This window comes from Paucilactobacillus suebicus DSM 5007 = KCTC 3549 (genome assembly GCF_001434475.1).
GTDB lineage: Bacteria > Bacillota > Bacilli > Lactobacillales > Lactobacillaceae > Paucilactobacillus > Paucilactobacillus suebicus.
In genome coordinates, this window is record NZ_AZGF01000005.1 from 54,944 (window position 1) to 76,000 (window position 21,057).

13 protein-coding genes are annotated in these 21,057 nt (G+C 39.4%); 2 read left to right on the forward strand and 11 right to left on the reverse strand.

The window, feature by feature from the left end:
* Nucleotides 1-15: 15 nt before the first annotated feature.
* The 11 genes from FD16_RS03350 to FD16_RS03400 form a co-directional block, all read right to left on the reverse strand.
* Nucleotides 16-1,248 carry a condensation domain-containing protein gene (locus tag FD16_RS03350; RefSeq protein WP_010621943.1) on the reverse strand — a complete coding sequence of 411 codons (1,233 nt, stop codon included), beginning with the start codon at nt 1,246-1,248 and terminating at the stop codon, nt 16-18.
* Between the two features lie 137 nt (nt 1,249-1,385).
* The gene (locus FD16_RS03355; protein ID WP_010621942.1) at nt 1,386-2,807 is read right to left on the reverse strand and encodes a nicotinate phosphoribosyltransferase; all 1,422 of its coding nucleotides are present in this window, start codon (nt 2,805-2,807) and stop codon (nt 1,386-1,388) included.
* Between the two features lie 121 nt (nt 2,808-2,928).
* Nucleotides 2,929-9,468, reverse strand: a complete 6,540-nt coding sequence (locus FD16_RS03360; RefSeq protein ID WP_010621941.1) for a mucin-binding protein — start codon at nt 9,466-9,468, stop codon at nt 2,929-2,931.
* A gap of 298 nt (nt 9,469-9,766) precedes the next feature.
* On the reverse strand, nt 9,767-10,570 hold the full coding sequence (locus FD16_RS03365) for a fumarylacetoacetate hydrolase family protein (protein ID WP_010621940.1): 804 nt from the start codon (nt 10,568-10,570) through the stop codon (nt 9,767-9,769).
* Between the two features lie 238 nt (nt 10,571-10,808).
* Nucleotides 10,809-11,735 carry an NADP-dependent oxidoreductase gene (locus FD16_RS03370; protein WP_010621939.1) on the reverse strand — a complete coding sequence of 309 codons (927 nt, stop codon included), beginning with the start codon at nt 11,733-11,735 and terminating at the stop codon, nt 10,809-10,811.
* A gap of 209 nt (nt 11,736-11,944) precedes the next feature.
* Nucleotides 11,945-13,291 (reverse strand): NADP-specific glutamate dehydrogenase, encoded by a 1,347-nt coding sequence (gene gdhA, locus FD16_RS03375; RefSeq protein WP_010621938.1) that lies wholly within the window; start codon nt 13,289-13,291, stop codon nt 11,945-11,947.
* Between the two features lie 365 nt (nt 13,292-13,656).
* Nucleotides 13,657-15,024: an FAD-binding oxidoreductase gene (locus FD16_RS03380; protein ID WP_010621937.1), complete on the reverse strand. Its 1,368-nt coding sequence runs from the start codon at nt 15,022-15,024 to the stop codon at nt 13,657-13,659.
* Nucleotides 15,025-15,075: 51 nt separating this feature from the next.
* Nucleotides 15,076-15,738, reverse strand: coding sequence for a methionine ABC transporter permease (locus FD16_RS03385; protein ID WP_010621936.1), 663 nt, complete (start codon nt 15,736-15,738; stop codon nt 15,076-15,078).
* Complete coding sequence (locus FD16_RS03390) at nt 15,735-16,757, reverse strand: methionine ABC transporter ATP-binding protein (RefSeq protein WP_010621935.1); 1,023 nt, start codon at nt 16,755-16,757, stop codon at nt 15,735-15,737. The genes FD16_RS03385 and FD16_RS03390 overlap by 4 nt, the downstream gene beginning before the upstream one ends.
* An 11-nt stretch (nt 16,758-16,768) precedes the next feature.
* Nucleotides 16,769-17,608 (reverse strand): MetQ/NlpA family ABC transporter substrate-binding protein, encoded by an 840-nt coding sequence (locus tag FD16_RS03395; protein WP_010621934.1) that lies wholly within the window; start codon nt 17,606-17,608, stop codon nt 16,769-16,771.
* Nucleotides 17,609-17,963: 355 nt separating this feature from the next.
* Complete coding sequence (locus tag FD16_RS03400; RefSeq protein ID WP_010621933.1) at nt 17,964-18,587, reverse strand: HAD family hydrolase; 624 nt, start codon at nt 18,585-18,587, stop codon at nt 17,964-17,966.
* A gap of 187 nt (nt 18,588-18,774) precedes the next feature.
* On the opposite strand from FD16_RS03400, the gene FD16_RS03405 reads away from it, so the two are divergent.
* Together FD16_RS03405 and FD16_RS03410 are read left to right on the forward strand one after the other, a co-directional pair.
* The gene (locus tag FD16_RS03405) at nt 18,775-19,644 is read left to right on the forward strand and encodes a DegV family protein (protein ID WP_010621932.1); all 870 of its coding nucleotides are present in this window, start codon (nt 18,775-18,777) and stop codon (nt 19,642-19,644) included.
* Between the two features lie 257 nt (nt 19,645-19,901).
* Entirely contained in the window at nt 19,902-21,038 is a 1,137-nt protein-coding gene (locus FD16_RS03410; protein ID WP_010621931.1) for a Gfo/Idh/MocA family protein, read from the forward strand.
* The last annotated feature ends 19 nt before the right edge of the window (nt 21,039-21,057 follow it).

The window sequence follows — 21,057 nt, forward strand, 5'->3', positions numbered from 1 at the left end:
GCAAGATGTGTATTATTATTTTTCTAAGGCACTCAGTGCAAAATTATTAATCAGATCAGCCACGTTACGTGCAATAGCCATACCAAATATCATTTCACCATTCGTACCGACCATGTTGAAAGCTAAGCTCAACTGATCATCATACGTAGCTGTAGCAATTTGATACATTGGCGCCGTTCTAAATCCACCAGTCATCACAACTTGAGTAATTTTCACACCATCAAAGACCAACTTATTTTGATCAATAATACCAAAGTTTGTATAGGCAATTTCACGAACGTGATAATTATCTTGTACCACTTGTTGCAATTCAGCTAAGGGCTGTGTTTGATAATTTTCAAGCAAGCCTTTGATAGAGTCGAAACATTGATACTGCTTTTTATGTTCATTCATTTCGGTGTGAACACGTGCTACCAACTCACCGAATGGTTCACTAAGAGGTGTGTCAATTGATAAATTATATCTTGAGGTAAAGTTTGCAACTTGTACACCATCTACGGTTGGACCGAACTTCCTCATATCAGTTGGACATGCCATCGAAATTGAATTAATTCCTGCAAATCGTTGAATGACACGACTAAAGGCTGTCATAACCACATCGTTAACGGTTGTATTGGTCAAGTGGGTCGCTTCAATTAATCGATTTGTTTCGTCCTTACTTAATTCCACAGACCCAACATGATAATCTCGACTGCCATCAGTGTCTAAATGTGGCAACAATAGTGGTTCACTCGGATGATCCGTCTGTTTCGATGGTGTCATTTGATGCTGACTGACCAATTTTTCAAGCCAATCGATTTCTTGATGATTTTTGACACCATCTAGTGCTGCATCCCCATTTGAATAAGCATTAGCGATTAAGTAAAGTAGTTGCTTACTTCCTGCCCCATCAGTGAGAATGTGGCTAATATAAATAATTAACCTAGTTTTTTCTTCGTTATCTTCCCAGTAAATGCGCACTTGGGGATCCTTCATTAGATCCCATTTCTTTGCATCTAAATCTGGTTGCTTCACGTTATCCCTAATTAAATCGGAAACATTGTCTGTGATTTGCTCGAAACTGTTATTGGACATTTCATAGCGACACATAATTTCTGGTACAACTCTAGTAACCGATTTTAGTGCATTTTCAAATCGTGATCGATCCAGTCTCTTATCAAAACTGATTTCTCCTCGCACAACTGGGTATAAAATATCCAATCCGATTGTATGAAGAATATTTAATGGTTCACCTTCATAAGTAGTCATTGTCTCATCTTCCTTATTTTTCATGCTTTTATTATATCACGTGAATGAGAGCGTTTTTACGAAATTAATAAATCGTGACAATAAACAATCAGTTGCCGACAAAGACACTAAGAAAGTGGGCATCAAAACCCTCAATCCTAGTTAGCACTCTTCTTCAATAACCGTTGCTGTAAATTAGCTAATTTTTCAGTCATGTACACCGTATATCGATTAGGGTTAGTAAGTCGTTTGGTCTCATCAGGTAGCTTGCCAATCTCCGTTTGACAATAATCTTTAATTTTAAAAACGTCATTCGACCTGAAATGAGTTAAGTTAATTTCCTTTAGCAGTTCTTCTGCCCGATACCCGCGCAATACATGCATTTTCCCTACACTCAATGGATCACTGTCAATCACACTAAGTGGTTCACCACCTATTTCTTCATAATTAAGGGCAATTAAATCCGCAAATGACTGTGCCGATCCGATTTTGTACAAACGATAAATTTTTTTAATTCCTGGTAGTGTTACCTTTTCTCGACTGCCGCTGACTTTTAGTTTTGGAATGACTTTGCCGTTACGCTCAATGGCGGCTAATTTATACACGCCACTGAGCACCGGTGAAGATGCACTAGTAATTAATTTTTCTCCAACACCAAAATTATCAATTGGAGCTCCTTCCTGAAGTAGCGAAGTAATGACTCTTTCGTCCAAAGCATTAGAAACTGTAATTTTGGCGTCATAGAATCCAGCATCGTCAAGCATTTTCCGTGCTGCCTTAGTTAAGTACCCAATATCACCGGAATCAATCCTAATCCCAATAGGGGCATGGCCTTCACCTTTTAACTCCTTGAAAACCTTAATTGCATTTGGAACACCAGATTCAAGCACATTATAAGTGTCCACCAGTAAAGCAGTATTTTCAGGATATATTCTAGCCCACTGTTGAAATGATTCTAACTCACTATCAAAGGCTTCTATCCAACTGTGCGCCATTGTGCCAGCAGCTGGAATATTAAATTGTTTGGCTGCGTACACATTTGAAGTACTTGAGCAGCCACCAATAACGGCGGCTCTTGCCCCAAAAATGGCACTGTCTGGTCCTTGAGCACGCCTAGCACCGAATTCCATCACTGGTCGTCCTTGGGCTGCAAAGTTTATTCGACGAGATTTGGTAGCAATTAAGGACTGATGGTTCAAAATATTTAGTACCAAAGTTTCAACCATTTGAGCTTGAATTAAAGGGCCTTCAATTGTTAGCAATGGTTCCCGTGGAAAAATGGGAGTACCTTCTGGAACTGCATTAATTCGACATTCAAATTCAAAATTTTGTAACATGTTCAAAAATTTAGAGTCAAATAGATTCAGGCCCTTGAAATAACTAATATCTGAATCATTGAAGTGAAGTTGAACTAATTGTTCGACCACTTGTTGCAATCCAGCCACAATGACAAAACTACCGTCATCAGGTACCTTTCGAAAAAAAACATCAAAAACAGCCTGATCATTTACGAGATTTTGTTCAAATCCGTTAGCCATTGAATACTCATATAAATCTGTTAATAACGATAAACTTTTCATTTTTACCTCCATATGGTGTCTTGACACCCTATTTAATGCCATAAGTATATCACCAGTTATCAAAAACGACAAAGAACCCAGAAAAATCTGAGTCCTTTGTCGTCTATTTTTATTATATTGGTTATTTTGTTCGCCGTTTTCTTGGCTTGCCAAGACCAAACATACCTAATACTGATAGCGATATAACACCGATAATTCCCATTAACTGTGACTCTTGTTGATTATCACCAGTTTGCGGTAACTTATCAGCTTTTTGATTTTGCTGATTGCTATCCGCATTGTTATTAGAGAAACTGTTCGTGGAAGCTGCTGTCTGATTTTTTGGCGATTCAGATGCTCCATTAGTTGTTTGATTACCACTGGTTTCACCAGTATTGTGACCTGACCCTGAATTTGAACTAACAGATGATTCGCCATTACTTTCATTACCAACCGGCTCCACATAAACATTAATTTGTTTGGTTTCAGGATCATAGTAATATGTTGCATTACTTGAAATTCTAAATCCACTTAAATTAGGGATGACGACTATCTCATCAGTTTTGCCAGATACTTGGGTGCTGCCAACTTTTTGACCAGTCTGCGTGTCAATATAGTTAATCGTGACGGTATCGGTTAATGCAGAATAGGTCACCGTTGTTGATCTGTCGCTTGGTTTAATGGTAGTCGTATTCGGTGTACCAAAGTTGACACTCGTTTGGTCAGCTAGATATCCAGCAACCACTGGTGTGGTAATGATCACATCGTCATTGTTGTTTGGTGTGTACGTTGTGATTCCGGTTACTTCATCTGTATCCGTGGTGTATGTGGTATCGATACTCTGATTCGATTGTGACTTACTCTCAGGTAAACCTGTATAACTGACGGTGTCAGTTACTGTCAACGTACCAACTTTATGAGCGTGAACCAAATGCACTTCAATGACCTGATTGCCGTTAGACGTGAACGTGTATGTGCCATTGGCCACTTGATTTTCTGCAAGCTCATATCCTGTTGGAACATTGGCACTCCAGTCAACACTACCATCTGTAATACCATCGATTTCACTAGACGAAACCACTGCACCATTACTGTCATCATCAAGGTATTCAATTGTGACTGTTTGTGGATTTGCTGAATAAGTGACCGTTTTATTTTGATCTGTCGGTAACGCATTCGTTACGCTTGGTGTACCAAAGTCAACGCTCAACTGATCAGCTGTATAGCCAGCAACGGTAGGAGACGAAATGCTTACATCAGTTAAATTCTCAGGTGTATAAGTTGTGACCCCAGTTGCCTCATCTGTATCTGTATTGTAAACAATACTATTACTTTGACTAGGTTGTGATTTGTCATCGGGTAGACCAACGTAATTCACAGTATCAGACGTTGTAAGCGTGCCTGTTTCATGAACATGAACAAGCTTAATCGAAACAACTGCTGCTCCATTAGCACCAAATGTCACTGTTCCACTCGCACTTTGCCCAGGTGCTAACTCATACCCTGCTGGAATCTCATTTGTTGCGTCATAATTTACCGTTTCATCAGTGACACCACTGATTGTCTCACTATCATTGCCACTTTCATCCTTAACAACACTGCCATTATCATCTTCATCAACAAATTGGTAAGTGGTAGATTGGGCATTAGCAGATGCGTTGATTGTCAGTATCAAACCATAGTGGCTATTAATAACGTCTTCACTATCTGTTAATGAACTAGAGGTTGTTTCACTTGCAACAAGATTTTTCATGTTAAAGGTGTATGTGTTCCCACTGACAGTGATTATGCCTTCTGCTTCGTATGCCGCAACTTCGGCAGCTGTTAATGTAATTGTGTCACCCGATGCACTTGATTTAATTGTTAAATTATCAACGCTGTAACCATCTGGAACTGTTACCGAAGTATTATCTCCAGTTTCCGAATTTAATGTCTGTTCTCCGGTTACTTCATCGGTAGAATAATCTATTTGATACGTATTAGTACTATTAGCAAGTTGAGCTCCAGTTGAATTGTTGTCAACATCAACACTATATGTCGCATACGGTGTTGATGTATTTATTTTATGAACTAGGTGAATTGTGACCACCGCGGCACCATCATTAGTAAATGTGACCGAACCAGTTGCACTCTGACCACTTGCCAATTCATATCCAGACGGAATCTCACTACTTGCATCATAATCAACTGTTTCATCAGTAACTCCGCTAATGCTTTCATTTGCATTACCACTGACATCATCTACAACCGCACCGTTATTGTCATCATCAACAAACTGATAGTACGTTGACTGTGCATCTGGCGTATAAGTAACAGTTGCACTTTGATCAGTTGGATTACTTGTTGTCGTTGAATTAGTAAATGTTGTCTGAGTTGCACTGGCACTATACCCGGCAACCGGCGTTGTATCAATCGTAGTCGTTTCGTTATCAGCCGTGTATGTCGTCACTCCTGTAACATCATCAAGATTCGAGGTCCAATCAACATTAGCAACACTTGCAGCAGGCGTTGCGGCCCCTGCACCGGAATAATTAACTGTGTTGGTGGTTGTAACTGCGTTCGCCGTAATCGTATGCTGATGAACTAAATTGATCGTAATGGTCGCAGCCCCTGTGGCACTGAAAGTAACTGTCCCTGTTGCAGTTTGCCCAGCTGCTAATTCATATCCGGTTGGAATTTCACTTGTAACATCGTAATTGACGGATTCGTTAGTAACACCACTAATAGTCTCACTGGTGTTACCACTCTTATCTGTAACAACAGTCCCACCATTATCGTTGTCCACAAACTGATAGGTGGTAGACTGAGCATTCGGTGAGTAATTGACAGTTGCCGTTTGATTAACAGGTGTCGTTGTCGTGTCTGAAGTACTAAACGTTACTTCAGATTCACTAGGTGTGTAGCCTGTCACGTCAGGACTTGCAATTGACGCATTCGAATTATCAGTGTCAATTTCATATTCCAACACTTTGCCAGTCACATTATCGACAATTTCGTTCCATTCCAGAGTCGTTGACGCAGCGCTAGGAGTTTCATCCCCCGCCCCCGTATAACTAACAGTTCCAGTAGTGGTGACCGCATCCGTCACCACAGATGTTGCATGCGTTTCAATAATGTAGATATCATCGCCTATCCCAGTACCAGAATTTGAATACGTAATACTGCTTGGATCTGAAATCGTTTCACCAGTCGTTGCATCGTAATAACCGACAATCACGTATTTGTTATTGACGGTACTACCAACGGCACCATATTCACTGGAAGCATCAAATGTATCACCAGAAATACCTGTTTGAGTTCCTGCTTCCTCGTCGACTGTATAGTTGCCATCACCATCACCAGTAACATAGCTGTACGTGTTAGTAACATTTCTTTCAGCTTCAATTTCAACAGAATTGGTTAATGGAGTACTAGTTGATGTCGTATCACTATATGATTCTGAGCTGACAGTGTAGGTTGTACCTGAGTCAACCGTTGTGTCTGAAATAGATACTGGCACTTCAACCACATATGCACTTTGGGCACTAAGACTAATGCCACTTACCTCTATAATCGTCGCACCGCTCGAATCAGTTGTTATATTGATTGATGCTTCACTAGTAATATCATTGCCATTTTCGTCAACAACTTCAACATCCCCGGCTAGTGACAATCCCGCTGGTACAGTGACGATAACTTCGCCATTATTTTCAACGCTACCAGTACCGTTATATGCTACTGACTTGACGGTCGCAGAATTATCATCACTTAAATTAATATGAGCTGTGGTACTCTGAGCAGATGTATCTCCCGATCCCTGGGCAGTAATCGAAGCAGTAAACACTGATGGTGCAATGATCGTAGCCAGCGTGCCACTAGTTGTAATTTTATACACATTACCTTCAGTCCAATCCGTGGCTGCATCACCCGTTGACACCAAAGTGCCAGAAATAAACGATGCGGGATCAACATACAGTAAACCATCATTGGCTGTAATGACAGTCCCTGGCAGATCATCTGCATTTGCAACAAGAATGCCTGTAATATCGATATTTTGAGACAGATACTTGGATAATCCAGAAACTTCAATCACCTGTCGGCCGTCTGTATCGGCTAAATGCGTAATAGTTACGTCACTACCGATAGTTGAGAAATAAGCATCTAATTTTGCATCAGATTCAAACGAAGAACCAGTTGGTGCTTCAATGAAAACGGTAACTGGGTTTTGACCATCAAAAGTGTCAGCAGTTGAAGGTATATTGGATGAGAAGAAAACAGTGGCAGAGCTTGCACTTCCCGATGAATACCAGTTTACAAATTGATTAGTACTTGACTTGAGCGAAGCTCCTGCATTAATCGTGCCAGAATTATTGGTGCTATAGCTTGACACCAAAGAAATAAGTGGCGTCGTTGATACTGTATTACTAGATGACCTGCTGTAGACACCTTCCTGATTGCCCTCACCATCAAGCACATAACTTGTCACATTGAATGTATAGGTATCATTTTCATCAGAAAAATCATAAATCGATGGTGTAACTTTTGAGTATTGAACTGAACTAACAGAATCAAGTGGTGTCGAATCAGTCGCAGTAGCTTCAATTTTTATGTCAGTTACCGGATCTGAGCTATCAAGGTTGGCAACGTCGTACCAAGCGGCTCCAGTGTAGGCCATGGTGGTTGTTACCCCACTAGCCGTTGTGAACACAATTTCTGCGTCACTAGTATTAATGCCAGAGGTACTGCTCAAATTTACATAAATACCACGGAAACCGATGGTTGTTGACGAATTTAGTGAAATATCAGCCACATACGTACCCGTGTGTCTAAAATTACTGTCATCTGCGAGGCCGATTTGTGCAATTACTCCAGTCTCATCACTTTCATTTAAATAGTTGATATATCTTTGTGGAGACTGGTTTGGAGTATACCCATTTAGTGTGATGGAGTTAATTGTAGAGTAACTTTCTCCCGCAAAGTAATATGAACTGGCCTTATCATCAGTCCCAGAAGCGACAATTGATTGTCCATTGATGACAACGTTGTAACTATATGTTGTATCTGTAACATCTGCTCCAGAGGTCAAGCTAGTGGCACTAACTCCATCAGCGGGTGCGAGCTCAACCGTAATTGCACCTGCGGCGGTATTCAGAACGGCTAACTGTGAAATTGCATAAAGGCTAAAGTCCTGCAATGCCGTGATTGTAATTGTATTAGTACCTGTTTGTGTAACTTCAAAATATTCGCTAAAGACTGAAGATGTTGGTAATGTGATGCTAGCAATTTGTAATTGACTACCATACGTAATGGTGACGCTTGACCCAGCACTATAATAAATTGACTGTGAGCCAACTCCGGTTGATGCGTCATTCATAGCCGTAATAATACTGCCCCAAAGTCCCTCAGAACCGCCATCATTCCAAGTATATGAAACTGTTATATCATTTACCACGTTTCCAGTTGAATCCGTAATTCCTGGGGTTACAGTACTACCATAATTATCAAGTGTCACGCTAACATTACTTGACACAGCTGCGGTCTTATCAATTCTAACTGTCTGAGTGCCGATTGCGGACGTTGTGCCATTCCTGGTTAATGTAGAAACGAACGTCGAATAATTGTACTGGTTAGCATTTAAGTAGGCCGTTGCCTTCGTGTTATCGCCATAAGAGTAATAAACAGTTAAAGTGACACTAGTGGCTTGCAAAAATGTAAATGTAACCGTCATTCCTGTGTCTGATGAACCGCTTACAGAAGTTGTATAAAGTGACCCAGTTGAGTCTGTTGTTTCACTAGTAACGGTTAGACCAGCATTTGCCGGCGATGTAATAGTCAAAACATCCCCAGCATCAAAGCTCCCTGTTTCACTTACTGCATATGTGTAAGCTTCATCTACATATACCGATGGATTGCCTGCAGTGTCGGTGGTAACAACAGAATTACTATTAACGCCAGTTGGAACGACTGATAATTTGTAGCCGGTCGCATTACTATCAACTGGTTCTGAATCGTCATAAACGGCTGCAGTTGTTACAGAACTTGCCAATGATGCAGTGATAGTTTGTGCGACGCCTGTAGATGCATATGCGCTTGAAGCAGCGGATTTAGCAGATTCAATGGTGCTGGAATTCGCTACACCCAAATTGACGGTATTGGTCTGTGAAGCAGCCGATGTATCACTTGTTGCTGATGCTGATATAGATAACTCCTCACCCGCGGCAGATGCTTCAGAAGAATCACTAGATGTTGACTCAGAGACCGGTTCAGAATTACTAGAAGCACTTGTTGCACTAATTGAATTAGATCCTGCACTGGATGCACTATCTGATGTAATTAACGCAGCTGACTTTGCGCTTACAGATGTTGTTGATGAACTTTCACTATTAATGTTTGTCGCAGAACTAGCAGTTGAAGATCCACTAATTGATGCTGAGCTTGCAGTTGCAGCACTTGAGCTAATTAGAACCGCAGAGCTGTCAGATTGAACTGAAGAGCCTGAACTAATAGTTGGCGCATTAGATGTGGTAGTGACGGTGTTAGACGTATCAGCTTTTACCGTTCTTGGAACTGAAAATACAAGGCCGGCAGCCATTGTTAAACTTGTAATACCAGCGAACACCCAGATTTTTCCACTTTTATACGACTTAAAATGTTCACTCCTATTAGCACTGTACTCCCTAATCATGTTTTTTCTACTTCTCATAATTAACCTTCCCCCATTTTTTTAAGAATGCTAAAAAAATATGTAATTATTGTCGATATGATAATTGAAATAAGGATGCATATCTGTATTTATGTAAATAATACCAACATTGGACAAAAATGTGAACCATTTCGCCATTCAAAAATAACGGTTCAATTTAATACTGATAATTCACATAAACGTACATTAATAATCAAAATACCTTGCAGTAACTCAATGAGATTACAAAAAAGAATAGAAGAAATGATCATCCTCTATTCTTAAAAATTTTCTAATTAAGCATATAATTATCTTTTGATTAATTAATTATTTTAATTTTTAGACTGCCAAGACTACTAATTTCACCAGACAATAAATCACCTTTGTTTAAGTAAATTTCAGGATTGTGCCCAACACCAGTACCACTAGGCGTACCAGTAAAAATTAAATCACCAGGCTGCAATTCAATGATTGAAGAAAAATAACTAATTAATTTGGCTGGACTGAAAATGAGTTGATCCAGTGAAGCATGTTGCACCACTTCTCCGTTGACCCTAGTCGTAATGAATTCATCTGCCAGATTGCCAAGTTCATCAGGGGTACTCAACCATGGCCCCACTGGCGAAAATTTTTCAAAAGACTTACCTAACGAAAATTGTGCAGGATCATTGGCAAACTGTACGTCTCGATCAGATATATCTTCGCCAACCATGTATCCAGCCACATGATCAAGTGCATCAGCTTCCTTAATATCACGCCCGCTTTTACCAACGACAATTACCAACTCAGTTTCCCAGTCAGTCCTCGGACCATGACGTTTCACATCAGGATTAGGTCCAGTTAATGAACTGGAAAATTTAGTAAACGTACTAGGTGTTTTAGGTAAATCCAGGTGAATTTCCTTTGAATGATCAAGAAAATTCATACCCACTGCCAGGATTTGTTGTGGTTTTTCAATTGGCATGGATAAATCTTTTAGTGCAAAAGATCTTTGTTCCCCTAATTCTAATTGATCTATTCCTGCATTGGCAGCTAAAACTAGATCACTAAAATTATTTATTTTTCTTGCATGGCTTGAATCCTCAATCAAGTATGCAGCTCCATCAATTTTTGCAAGTTTCATCTAATCATCTCTATTTTTTTCAGATTTTTTAAAATAGGTTGGAAGCAAAATACCTATTATATCTATCAACAGTACTAAAAATACTGATTTAATTCTTTAAGTTATCTAGTCCAAACGTGCAACAATCGGCTGTTCCCAGCCACATAAGCCTCCTAAGGCCAAAATTCAGGATTTTGGCCTTAGGAGGCTTATGTTCTGGGTGCAAAGCACCTTTTTGCCACTCTCTTAACAATTTATTTTAATCATTTGCTAATATTATCCTACCTGGAGCGTGATGCTCCTCCAGTAACTGGTGTCCTTGAATCACCCCAGAAAGTGTTAGAGGTAATGTTTTAAAAATACGCATTTTCAAACTACCATCCGCAAGCATAGATGATAACTCACCAAGTGCGAGTTTGTCGTGTTGAGCATCTAAAGGACGAATATGTTCAAAAATAACCTTGGGTTTATTAGTCAAATTGGCGGCATTACCAACCGAAGCAGCACGACCACCATCACGGATTACATCACTGATCAACGTATCATTGTTACCGTTCATTGCCGCATTAATCACCACATCAACTGAATCTGCGAAACGTTCATTAATGTTTTCAGTATCATAAAAGCCGACTTCATCTAGCGGCAGTTCATCCAGCAGATCCTTGTTGCGAGATGAACCAGTACCAATGACATATGCACCAAGTTTTTTAGCGACCTGAACCGCAATAGAACCAACACCACCAGTTGCACCATTAACTAATACGCGATCTCCTGCGCGAACGTGGGTAAATGCTGTGACAGCGTTATAAGCAGTAATTCCTGGTGTAATAATTGCTGCAGCCACTTGGTTACGAACGCTGACTGGCTTTTTTACCAATCTACTCTCTGGAATCACAACCATCTGTGCATATGCTGGTGCAGCATGACCAATCACAGTGTCTCCAACCGCGACACTGCTTACATTATCACCGATCTTTACGACTTCACCAACAACGTCTCTACCGGGAATAATTGGAAATTCACCACCGCCAATTTTACCTTCACGTTGAATGCGATCAAAGTTATTAATTCCTATAGCACGGGTACTAACTAAGACCTGATCATCCGAAGTGATTTTTGCATCTGCTACATTAAGCTCTTCAAATACATCTGGTTTTCCAAATTGCTGATATCCAAATGCTTTCATCACATCACCTCCATAACACTATATTGTATATTGTACACGATTTCATAAAAAATAGTTACAAAAGTGATAACAGATTTTTATTAAAAAGAATGGCATAAATAGTTAATTTCCCCCTATATAAGGAACTCCAGTCTGAAAACCTTTAAATTTGGTTTTTAGACTGGAGTTCCTTATATACGCTAAAAAATGCGTTAGTTGCGCACGTTAAATTAGATTACGCCTTGTGCAAGCATAGCATCGGCAATCTTTTTAAACCCAGCAATGTTGGCACCAGCTAAATAGTCGTTGCCAAATCCATATTCCTTTGCTGCTTTTTCAGATTCAGCAAAAATATCATGCATAATTACTTGCAATCGTTCGTCAACTTCATCAAATGTCCATGAAAGCCGTTCATCATTTTGACTCATTTCAAGGGCCGACACCGCTACGCCACCAGCGTTTGCCGCTTTGGCTGGCCCAAGTAGCACTTTTTGACTATGAAAGATTTCAACGGCTTCTGGGGTACATGGCATGTTAGAACCACAATTAACGACTGCAGCGCCATTCTGTGCAATTCGTGCAGCTCGGCCGCCGTCAATCTCGTTTTGAGTTGCACAAGGCAATGCAATGTCGTAATCAACGTCAAAGTCCCATACTGAACCTTCATGATATTCAGCAGTTTCAACGCGGTCTGCATAATCTTTAATTCGGCCACGTTCAACCTCTTTGATCTGCTGGACAACTTTATAGTCAATGCCATTTGGATCGTACACAAAGCCATTCGAGTCCGAGGCAGTTAAGACTGTGGCACCCAGTTTGGCAGCCTTTTGAATTGCATAGATTGCCACATTTCCAGTACCTGATACTTTGATTTTCTTGCCACTTAATTGTTCGTCCTGGCTTGCTAGCAGAGCCTGTGTGTAATAAAGAAGCCCGAAACCGGTTGCTTCTGTTCGTGCTAAACTACCACCATAACTTAGCCCTTTACCAGTTAGAACTCCAGCTTGATAGCCACGTAAGCGACGATATTGACCATAAAGGTAGCCAATTTCACGACCACCAACACCAATGTCACCTGCAGGGACATCAATATCTGGTCCAATGTGGCGCTGCAGTTCGGTCATAAAGCTTTGACAAAACCTCATAACCTCACCATCAGACCTGCCCTTAGGATTAAAATCACTACCGCCTTTACCACCACCAATTGGCAAACCAGTCAAACTGTTTTTAAATACTTGTTCAAATCCAAGAAATTTAACAATCGATAAATTAACGCTTGGGTGAAAACGGAGACCACCCTTATAAGGACCAATCGCACCGTTAAATTGAACACGGAAGCCACGGTTAACTTGAACCTGACCACGATCATCGACCCAAGGCACCCTGAACTGAAATGCTCTTTCAGGCTCAATCAATCTTTCAATCAAATTGGCTTTAATGTACTCTGGATGCTTATCCAAAACGGGTGTGATTGTGTGAAAAAAATTATCCACGGCTTCTAAAAATTCCGGTTGCTGGGGATCCCGCTTAACAAGGCTCTCACGCACACTAGCTAAATAGTTTTCTGCTTCTGACATTAATTCATCATCCCTTCACTAAACTATTAAAATTATATCATATTAGAATTTGATAAAATTAGATTTATATATGATTAATTGAAATTCGTTGATTTATAAAGCTAACATTGCTCTGTTAGTTATTTTTCTAATCTTTTTTTAATAAATAGCCATTGTATATTACGTTAATCGTTAATTTTTATTAGTCACATGAATGCGTTTTACATATGTTTAACAATGTAAGTAAAAAAATAATTATTATGTTACATACCGCCATGTTTTTAGCAAACCGTCTATTAAAATAATTATTTAAACAATTAAAAAAACACCTAAAGCCGTGATTACATTCACGTGCTTCAAATGTTTTTCTAATTGAACATATTGATTTAAATCTTTCGACCCGGATTCAAAATGTTATTAGGATCAAACGCAAGTTTAACCTTCTTTTGCAGATCGACTAAATCTTGACCAAGTTGTGGTAATACCCATTGCTTCTTAATTTCCCCAATTCCATGTTCCGCCGAAATCGTACCGCCGACTGACTGAGCGTAGGTGAAAATTTTGTTAATTGCTTCGCGAACATCAGCTGGTACTGAATCAGAGTCACGCGGAATGGCAATGTTTGGATGGAAATTACCGTCTCCAGCGTGGCCACCCAAGAACGCAGTGACGTTTGTTGTAAACTTAAGATCTGCAACAAAAGCAGCTAATTCAGGTAGTTTTGACAAAGGAACTGCAATATCTTCAACGATTAAACGTCCATATGCAGCTTCTGCTTTGTAATAATCCTGGCGAATTTTAATAATATTGTCAGAGTATTCCTGATCATCTGTGACAGATACATGAATTGCTTTTGCTTCATCTAGGATTTTTTTAAGAGCATCAACTGCTCCGGCAGGTGCACCTTCAAGCTTAAAGATCAACAATGCTTTTGCGGTTCCACCATTGCCTAGGTCAGATCCTTCAAGTCGGTCCAATGCTTCAATTGAAGTGTCATTTAATGCTTCCAACATTGATGGATAAAGACCGCTAGCAGAAATTTTTTGAACTCCGACACTTAATTCAGCCATATTAGCAAAGGTTGCTAGTCCTGTCACTGGCTTGCCAAATGGAATGGGCAATAATTTAACAGTTGCCGAAACAATCACGGCTAAAGTTCCTTCAGAACCAACCAACAGATCGGTCAAATCATAGCCAACATTATTCTTAAAAGTCTTACCACCAGTATCAATCAACGTTCCATCGGCTAAAACAATCTGTAAGCCAATCACTGACTGCTTGGTTGTCCCATACTTCAACGAGCTCATACCGCCAGCGTTTGTAGCGATATTACCACCAACAGAACTAATCGGCTTAGAACCTGGATCTGGAGCAAAGAAGTAACCTTGCTTACGGACTTCCTTATCAAGATCAGCATTAATGACACCTGCTTCAACAATTGCGTACTGGTTAGGAATATTGATTTCCAAGATTTTATTCATCTTTGACAGGTTTAGCACGATACCGTCATCAAGACCTGCTGAGCTATTAACAATCGAAGATCCTGCTCCCCACGTAGTAACTGGAATTTTATGGGCATTCGCAAACTTCATTGTATCTTGCACATCTTTAATGCTTTGTGCCTCAACAACTGCTAACGGTTGATACACCTTAACAACTTCTTGAGTTGAATCATTTTTACCAAACTTCTTTAAAACATCTGGGTCAGTAATAACCTGACCATTTGTCAGTGATAATTCACTAATATCTGCCATGATTCTTTGTCATCTCCTATAAAATCTAACAATAATACCTAACTTACTAGCTTAACCTCTAGTAAAGTGTACCGCAAGTCGGTCACCAATCCACTGTATAATCTGAACAATGATCACCAAAATCACAATAACGCTGATTAAAACACCAGTTTCATATCGGTTATAACCAAACTGAATGGCTAAATTACCAATTCCGCCGGCTCCAATTGTACCAACCATCGCCGAATAGCCGATCAGACTGATAATTGTTAAAACAATTCCACGAATTAATGATGGTAGTGCTTCTGGAAATAGAACATCTGTGAAAATCAGGAAAAATCCGGCACCAGTAGAACGTGCTGCTTCTATGACTCCCTGATCAATTTCCGCAAACGCACTCTCTGCAATTCTGGCAAAGAATGGTACAGCCGCAACTGACAGTGACACAGCACCCCCCATTGGTGTATACGGATCACCAGCAACAAACTTAGCAAATGGAATTAACACAATCATCAGAATTAAAAACGGAAACGAGCGAATCGCATTAATAATAAAACCAACGATATTGTTAACAACTGGTTTTGGTGAAAACAATGAATTTGAATAGTAGTACAATATCAGGCCAATCAGCGTTCCAAACACAACACCAATTACTCCGGAAATCACAACCATTTCAAATGTTTCCCATAATGATTGACCTAAATTTTCTTGTAAAATTGTGATTGTCTGATTCATTGCTCAACCTCCTTTGCAACACCAACTTTTTCTTTAAATAGCGCAACTGCCCTATCAATGGCATCGGCTGGCCCAGTAATAAAGACCCCCAATGTGCCGATTGCGTTTGCTTGAATGAATTCAATTCGTCCTTGCAAAATACTAATTGAAACACCAGTATCACGCGCGATTTCAGTAATTACTGGATCAAGGGAGTAATCCCCACGATACTTCAATGCTAGGAACGTACCAGGTTCTTTTCTTAACTTAAACTTCAACTCATCTGGAAGTTGATCATCTAAGAAGCGATTAACGAGTCGCTTAGCCATATTTGATTGTGGATTGGCGAACAAATCAAACGCAGTTGTCTGTTCAACCAATTCACCATCCTCCATAACCGCCACACGATCAAAAAGATTCTTCGCCACTTCCAACTGATGAGTAATGAACACAATTGTAATATGCAAACGTTCATTAATATCCTTTAGAATAGTAATGATTTCTTGGGCAGTTTCCAGATCAAGCGCACTAGTCGCTTCATCACAAAGTAAAATATCTGGATCATTCGCAAGTGCTCTGGCAATACCAACACGTTGCTTTTGACCACCGGATAACTGTGATGGGTAATTATTAACCCGATCTTGAAGCCCAACTAATGATAATAACTGTTTAATTTTTTCTGGTTGCTGCTTCTCGGGATACCCGCCAGCAGTCAGAGCAAATGCAATGTTTTGACCAATTGTCCGATTATTGATTAAATTGAAATTTTGAAAAATAAAGCCAATCTTTTTTCGTGCTTGAGCTAATTGGCTCTTGCTTGCCTTTGTAATCTCAACATCATTTACAACAACTGATCCGCTAGTTGGCAATTGAAGGCCGTTAATCGTCCGCACAAGGGTTGATTTACCCGCACCAGAAAGACCAACAATGCCAAAAATTTCACCTTTTTCTACTTTTAATGAAACATTTTTGACGGCCTCAATTGATGTATTTTTTTGTTTAAATGTGACCGAAACATCTGTGAGTTCGATTTGGCTCATAATTTACCTCCTTATTTGCTCCATGAAGCAGGTTTGTCAAAGTCTTTGAACTTAGACTTAGCAATTGCTGTTTGGAACTTCTTGCTCTTTAGGACTGACTTAACAGCCTTAGCAAACTTAGAATTCTTTTGACTAGTCTTAACAACAAAGACTTCTTTATATTCTTCTTTAAGATGTTCCAAAGCTAGTGCAGAACTTGACTTGATGTTAGCATTCCATGAATAGTTACCAGGAATCAGTGCAATTGTGACATTATCACGTGATTGTGGTAATTGAGCTGCATCAAGAGTTTTAAACGTTAAGTTCTTCGGGTTAGTAGCGATATCTGACAAGCTTGCCTGAGCAACGTTAATTCCAGACTTCAAAGTAATCAAATGTTGTGCTGCCAACAATTGAAGTGAACGTGCTAAGTTTGATGGATCGTTAGCAAGTGAAACTGTATCACCAGATTTCAAATCTTTAAGTGACTTAATCTTCTTTGAGTAGATCCCCATTCCCAATGTTGGAGTTTCACCAATTGCGGACAATTTCATGTTATTTTGTTTGGCGAATGTCTTCAAATAAGCTGTGTGTTGGAACAAGTTAGCGTCGATTTCTCCTGAATTTAACGCTTTATTAGGTTGAACATAATCATTAAATTCCTTAATTTTTACTTGATAGCCCTTTTCCTTTAGCAAAGGCCCAATTACATCTTTAGCCATGTCCCCGTAAGGGCCGGGTGCAACCCCAATTGTTTCCGTTTTTAACTTGGCAGTTGAACTACCTGAATTAACCTTGGCGATACCAAAAATTGCTGCAAACAAAACGATAATAACTCCTAAACCAATTAACCACTTTGTATTCCTTCTCATAATTTATCCCCTTTTCTCCTAATTGCATTAAAAAATTAAAAATAAAAAAAGTCCCTTGCCATTACTGACAAAGGACGACATAGCCGTGGTACCACCTTAATGAGTGCACGTCTGCACCCTACTCGAGACTATGATAACGGATAGCAACCGACATCAGCTTACGTTAACAACGCTTGCAGACATAATGTTCCCAAAGACCATATTCTTAATATTTACCATGTTCGTCTCTCAGCAAATTGACGACTCTCTTTGTCAGGTAAAATATTAATACTCATCTTTTTTAATTTAATGAGATCATTATGAGTAATTCATGATAATTTGTCAATATAATTTATAGTTGACGATGTTCAGTGCATTAGTGATTCAGCATTATAGCAACGTCTTTCGGCTCATTAAAAATATAGTCAGGATGCTCAAACTTACCTAATTCTTGATTACTCCAATTAGCTAATCCAAAACTAGCCCCTGCTGAATGTGCCGCCTGTTCATCATCAACATCGTCTCCAACATATATGGTGTTTTTTGGTGTTACCCCTATTTCGGTCATTGCCAACATGATTGGCTCTGGAAGAGGTTTGTGGGTTGCTGATTTTTCAGCAGTAATTAACACATCCATTGAATTAAACATTGTCCTTTGTTCAGGTACCCGAATATCAGCTGTTGATCTCGAGGTAACAATTCCCTTTTTGATGTGATTAAGATCATTAAGCATTTCTTTAATGCCATTAAAAAAATGTTCTTTTTCTGAAACGCTATCTAAGGCATTATTATATTGTCTTTCAAGTTCGTTAACTCGTGAAACATCAATATTCAATGTTTGCATTGCTTGCACAACTGGCATTGCAAATGTCCTTCGTAATAAACTGGCATTAGCTTTAACACCAAAATGAGGCAGAATGGATTCCATGATAGTTACATAAGTTGCAAAGCTATCTACAAGCGTCCCATCAACATCGAAAAGTATTAGTTCATAATCCATTATTTTTGTTCTCCTAATTTCTAGTGATTGCTCACTGTCAATGACTTTTAGTAGTGAAATTCCAATTTTTCTTTTAATTAGGTTATGGCTTGAATTATTATCATAATTATTATAGTGTTTAGGTGAAAAGCATCACTAAGATCGATTTATTAATAGTATCAAATAAGATGAGAAATGAGGAAGCATCATGTTTAAAATCATCATGGATTCTGCCTGCGATTTACCATTGCACTTAATTGAGGATGAAAAAATTGATTTAATCCCCCTTCATATCACCGTAGACAACCATACGATTGATGACACAAAAAGTCTAACTGAACTTGAACAGTTTAAGCAAGAACTATCGGCAGGACATAATGGACAAACCGCCCAAGCAAACGTTGGCGAATTTGTCACGATTTTTACGAAATGGGCTCAGCAATCGGTGCCGATCCTGTACATTGGTTTTTCTTCTGGCATGAGTGGCACACTGAGTAGTGCACTCCAGGCAAAAGATATTGTCTTGGAAGAGTATCCTAATGCAGAAATTGAAATAATTGATACTCTTGCTGCCTGTGGTGCCATTGGAATGATGGTGATGGATGCCATCGATCAACGCAGTAATGGAGCTAATGTACATGAAGTAGCCAAGTTACTGGAGAATACCAAGCTTCACTACCATCACTTGTTTACCATTAGCAACCTAAATTATCTGGTTCTTGGTGGCCGATTATCACGTTCAAGTGCAATGATTGGTCAATTGTTGAAAGTTCAGCCAATTTTAACGATTAACAACGATGGTAAGATTGAAGTCATTAGAAAAACTCGCTCGATGAAAAAAAGTCTGCAATCAATGGCTGACGAAGCACTTGAAACCGTCACCAGTATCGCTCATCCGGAAATTATAATTGCCAGCAGTGATAAAAAAGAAGTTGGTGAACAGCTCAAGCAAGACGTGCTCAAAAACCGTCCAGACGCTAATGTTACAATATTACCTTTGGGAATGACATTAGTTGCACACACAGGTCCTAACTGTACTGCCATCTTTTTTAAGGGTGAAACAGATCGACAAATCTAATTACGAATAATAAGGTGACCCAACGAATCATGCTTTACGGTTGATTCGTTGGGTCACCTTATTTAGTTATTTCGCTGTGGACTGTCGTTTCATTATAATATTTGCTATCTTCTTCTTAGCTTTAAAACATACAGACTGCGAATTAGGGCTAGTTTTGTGTGAATTACACACTTTCTAATATCTTTAAACAGTTTATCATTTATAATGTAACCGGTTACTTATCACTTGAACCAAACATGTGCAAACGGAGGATTATTATGGAAATACCAACAGTTAAGGCAGCGATTATTGGATGTGGCGTAATTAGTGACATCTATATTCAATCGCTACAAAACAAATTCAAGATTATTGACGTGGTTGCTTGTTATGATCTCAATCAAGAAAAAATGGAAGCAAAAGCACAAGAATATCATATTGCCGCAAAAAGCTACGACGACATTCTTGCCGATAAATCCATTAAGATGATCATTAACTTGACCAACCCCAAAGCGCACTATGATGTCATTAAGCAGGCCTTAAATCACGGCAAACATGTCTTTTCCGAAAAGATGATTGCTGTTAACCTAGAAGATGGCAAAGAGCTCTGTGATTTAGCTAACGAAAAAGGTTTAAGACTTGGCGTTGCACCAGATACATTTTTAGGTGCCGGTATTCAAACCGCAAATTATATTGTGTCTAAAGGATTGATTGGTCAGCCATTATCAGTAGTTGTATCTCTGAATCGTGATTTTGACATCTACGCTGACATCTTTCCTCACATGAATCAAAAAGGCGGTACGTTACCATTTGATACCGGTTGTTACTACATGACCGCCCTTGCTAGCATTCTTGGCCCTGCTAAACGCGTTACTGCCTTTGGTCGTACCTATAAGCCAAACCGAATTGGCAAGCGCGTGGACAGACCATGGTTTGAAGAAACTTCAACGGTTGAAGATAACAATATTTTGACGGCAGTTGTTGAATATGAGAACGGCGTTTTGTGCACGGTTCACTTCAATTCAGAGAATATTTTGAGTGAAGAACCGGTCCTTAATATCTTTGGTGATGACGGTATTTTGAAGCTTGGGGATCCCAATAATTTTGATTCACCAAATCTGTTGCAAAAACCAAATAATGAAATTACAACTTTCCCATTTACTCATGGTTTTAGAGAGAATTCCCGCGGCGTTGGCGCCGCAGAAATGGCTTGGTCAATTGCTAAAGATCGACCACACCGTGCAAGCATGGAGATGGCCTACCATGTGTTTGAGTTAATTCATGGTATGTATATTAGTGCTCATGATGGTCAGATATATGAAATGAAATCAACGTTCAAGAAACCACAGCCATTGCCAACTGGATACGTAGATAATGGCTTCTGGGGTCCAACTCAGGAAAGTGCTTTGATTTTTTAAAATTAAACTTGGAGGAAAT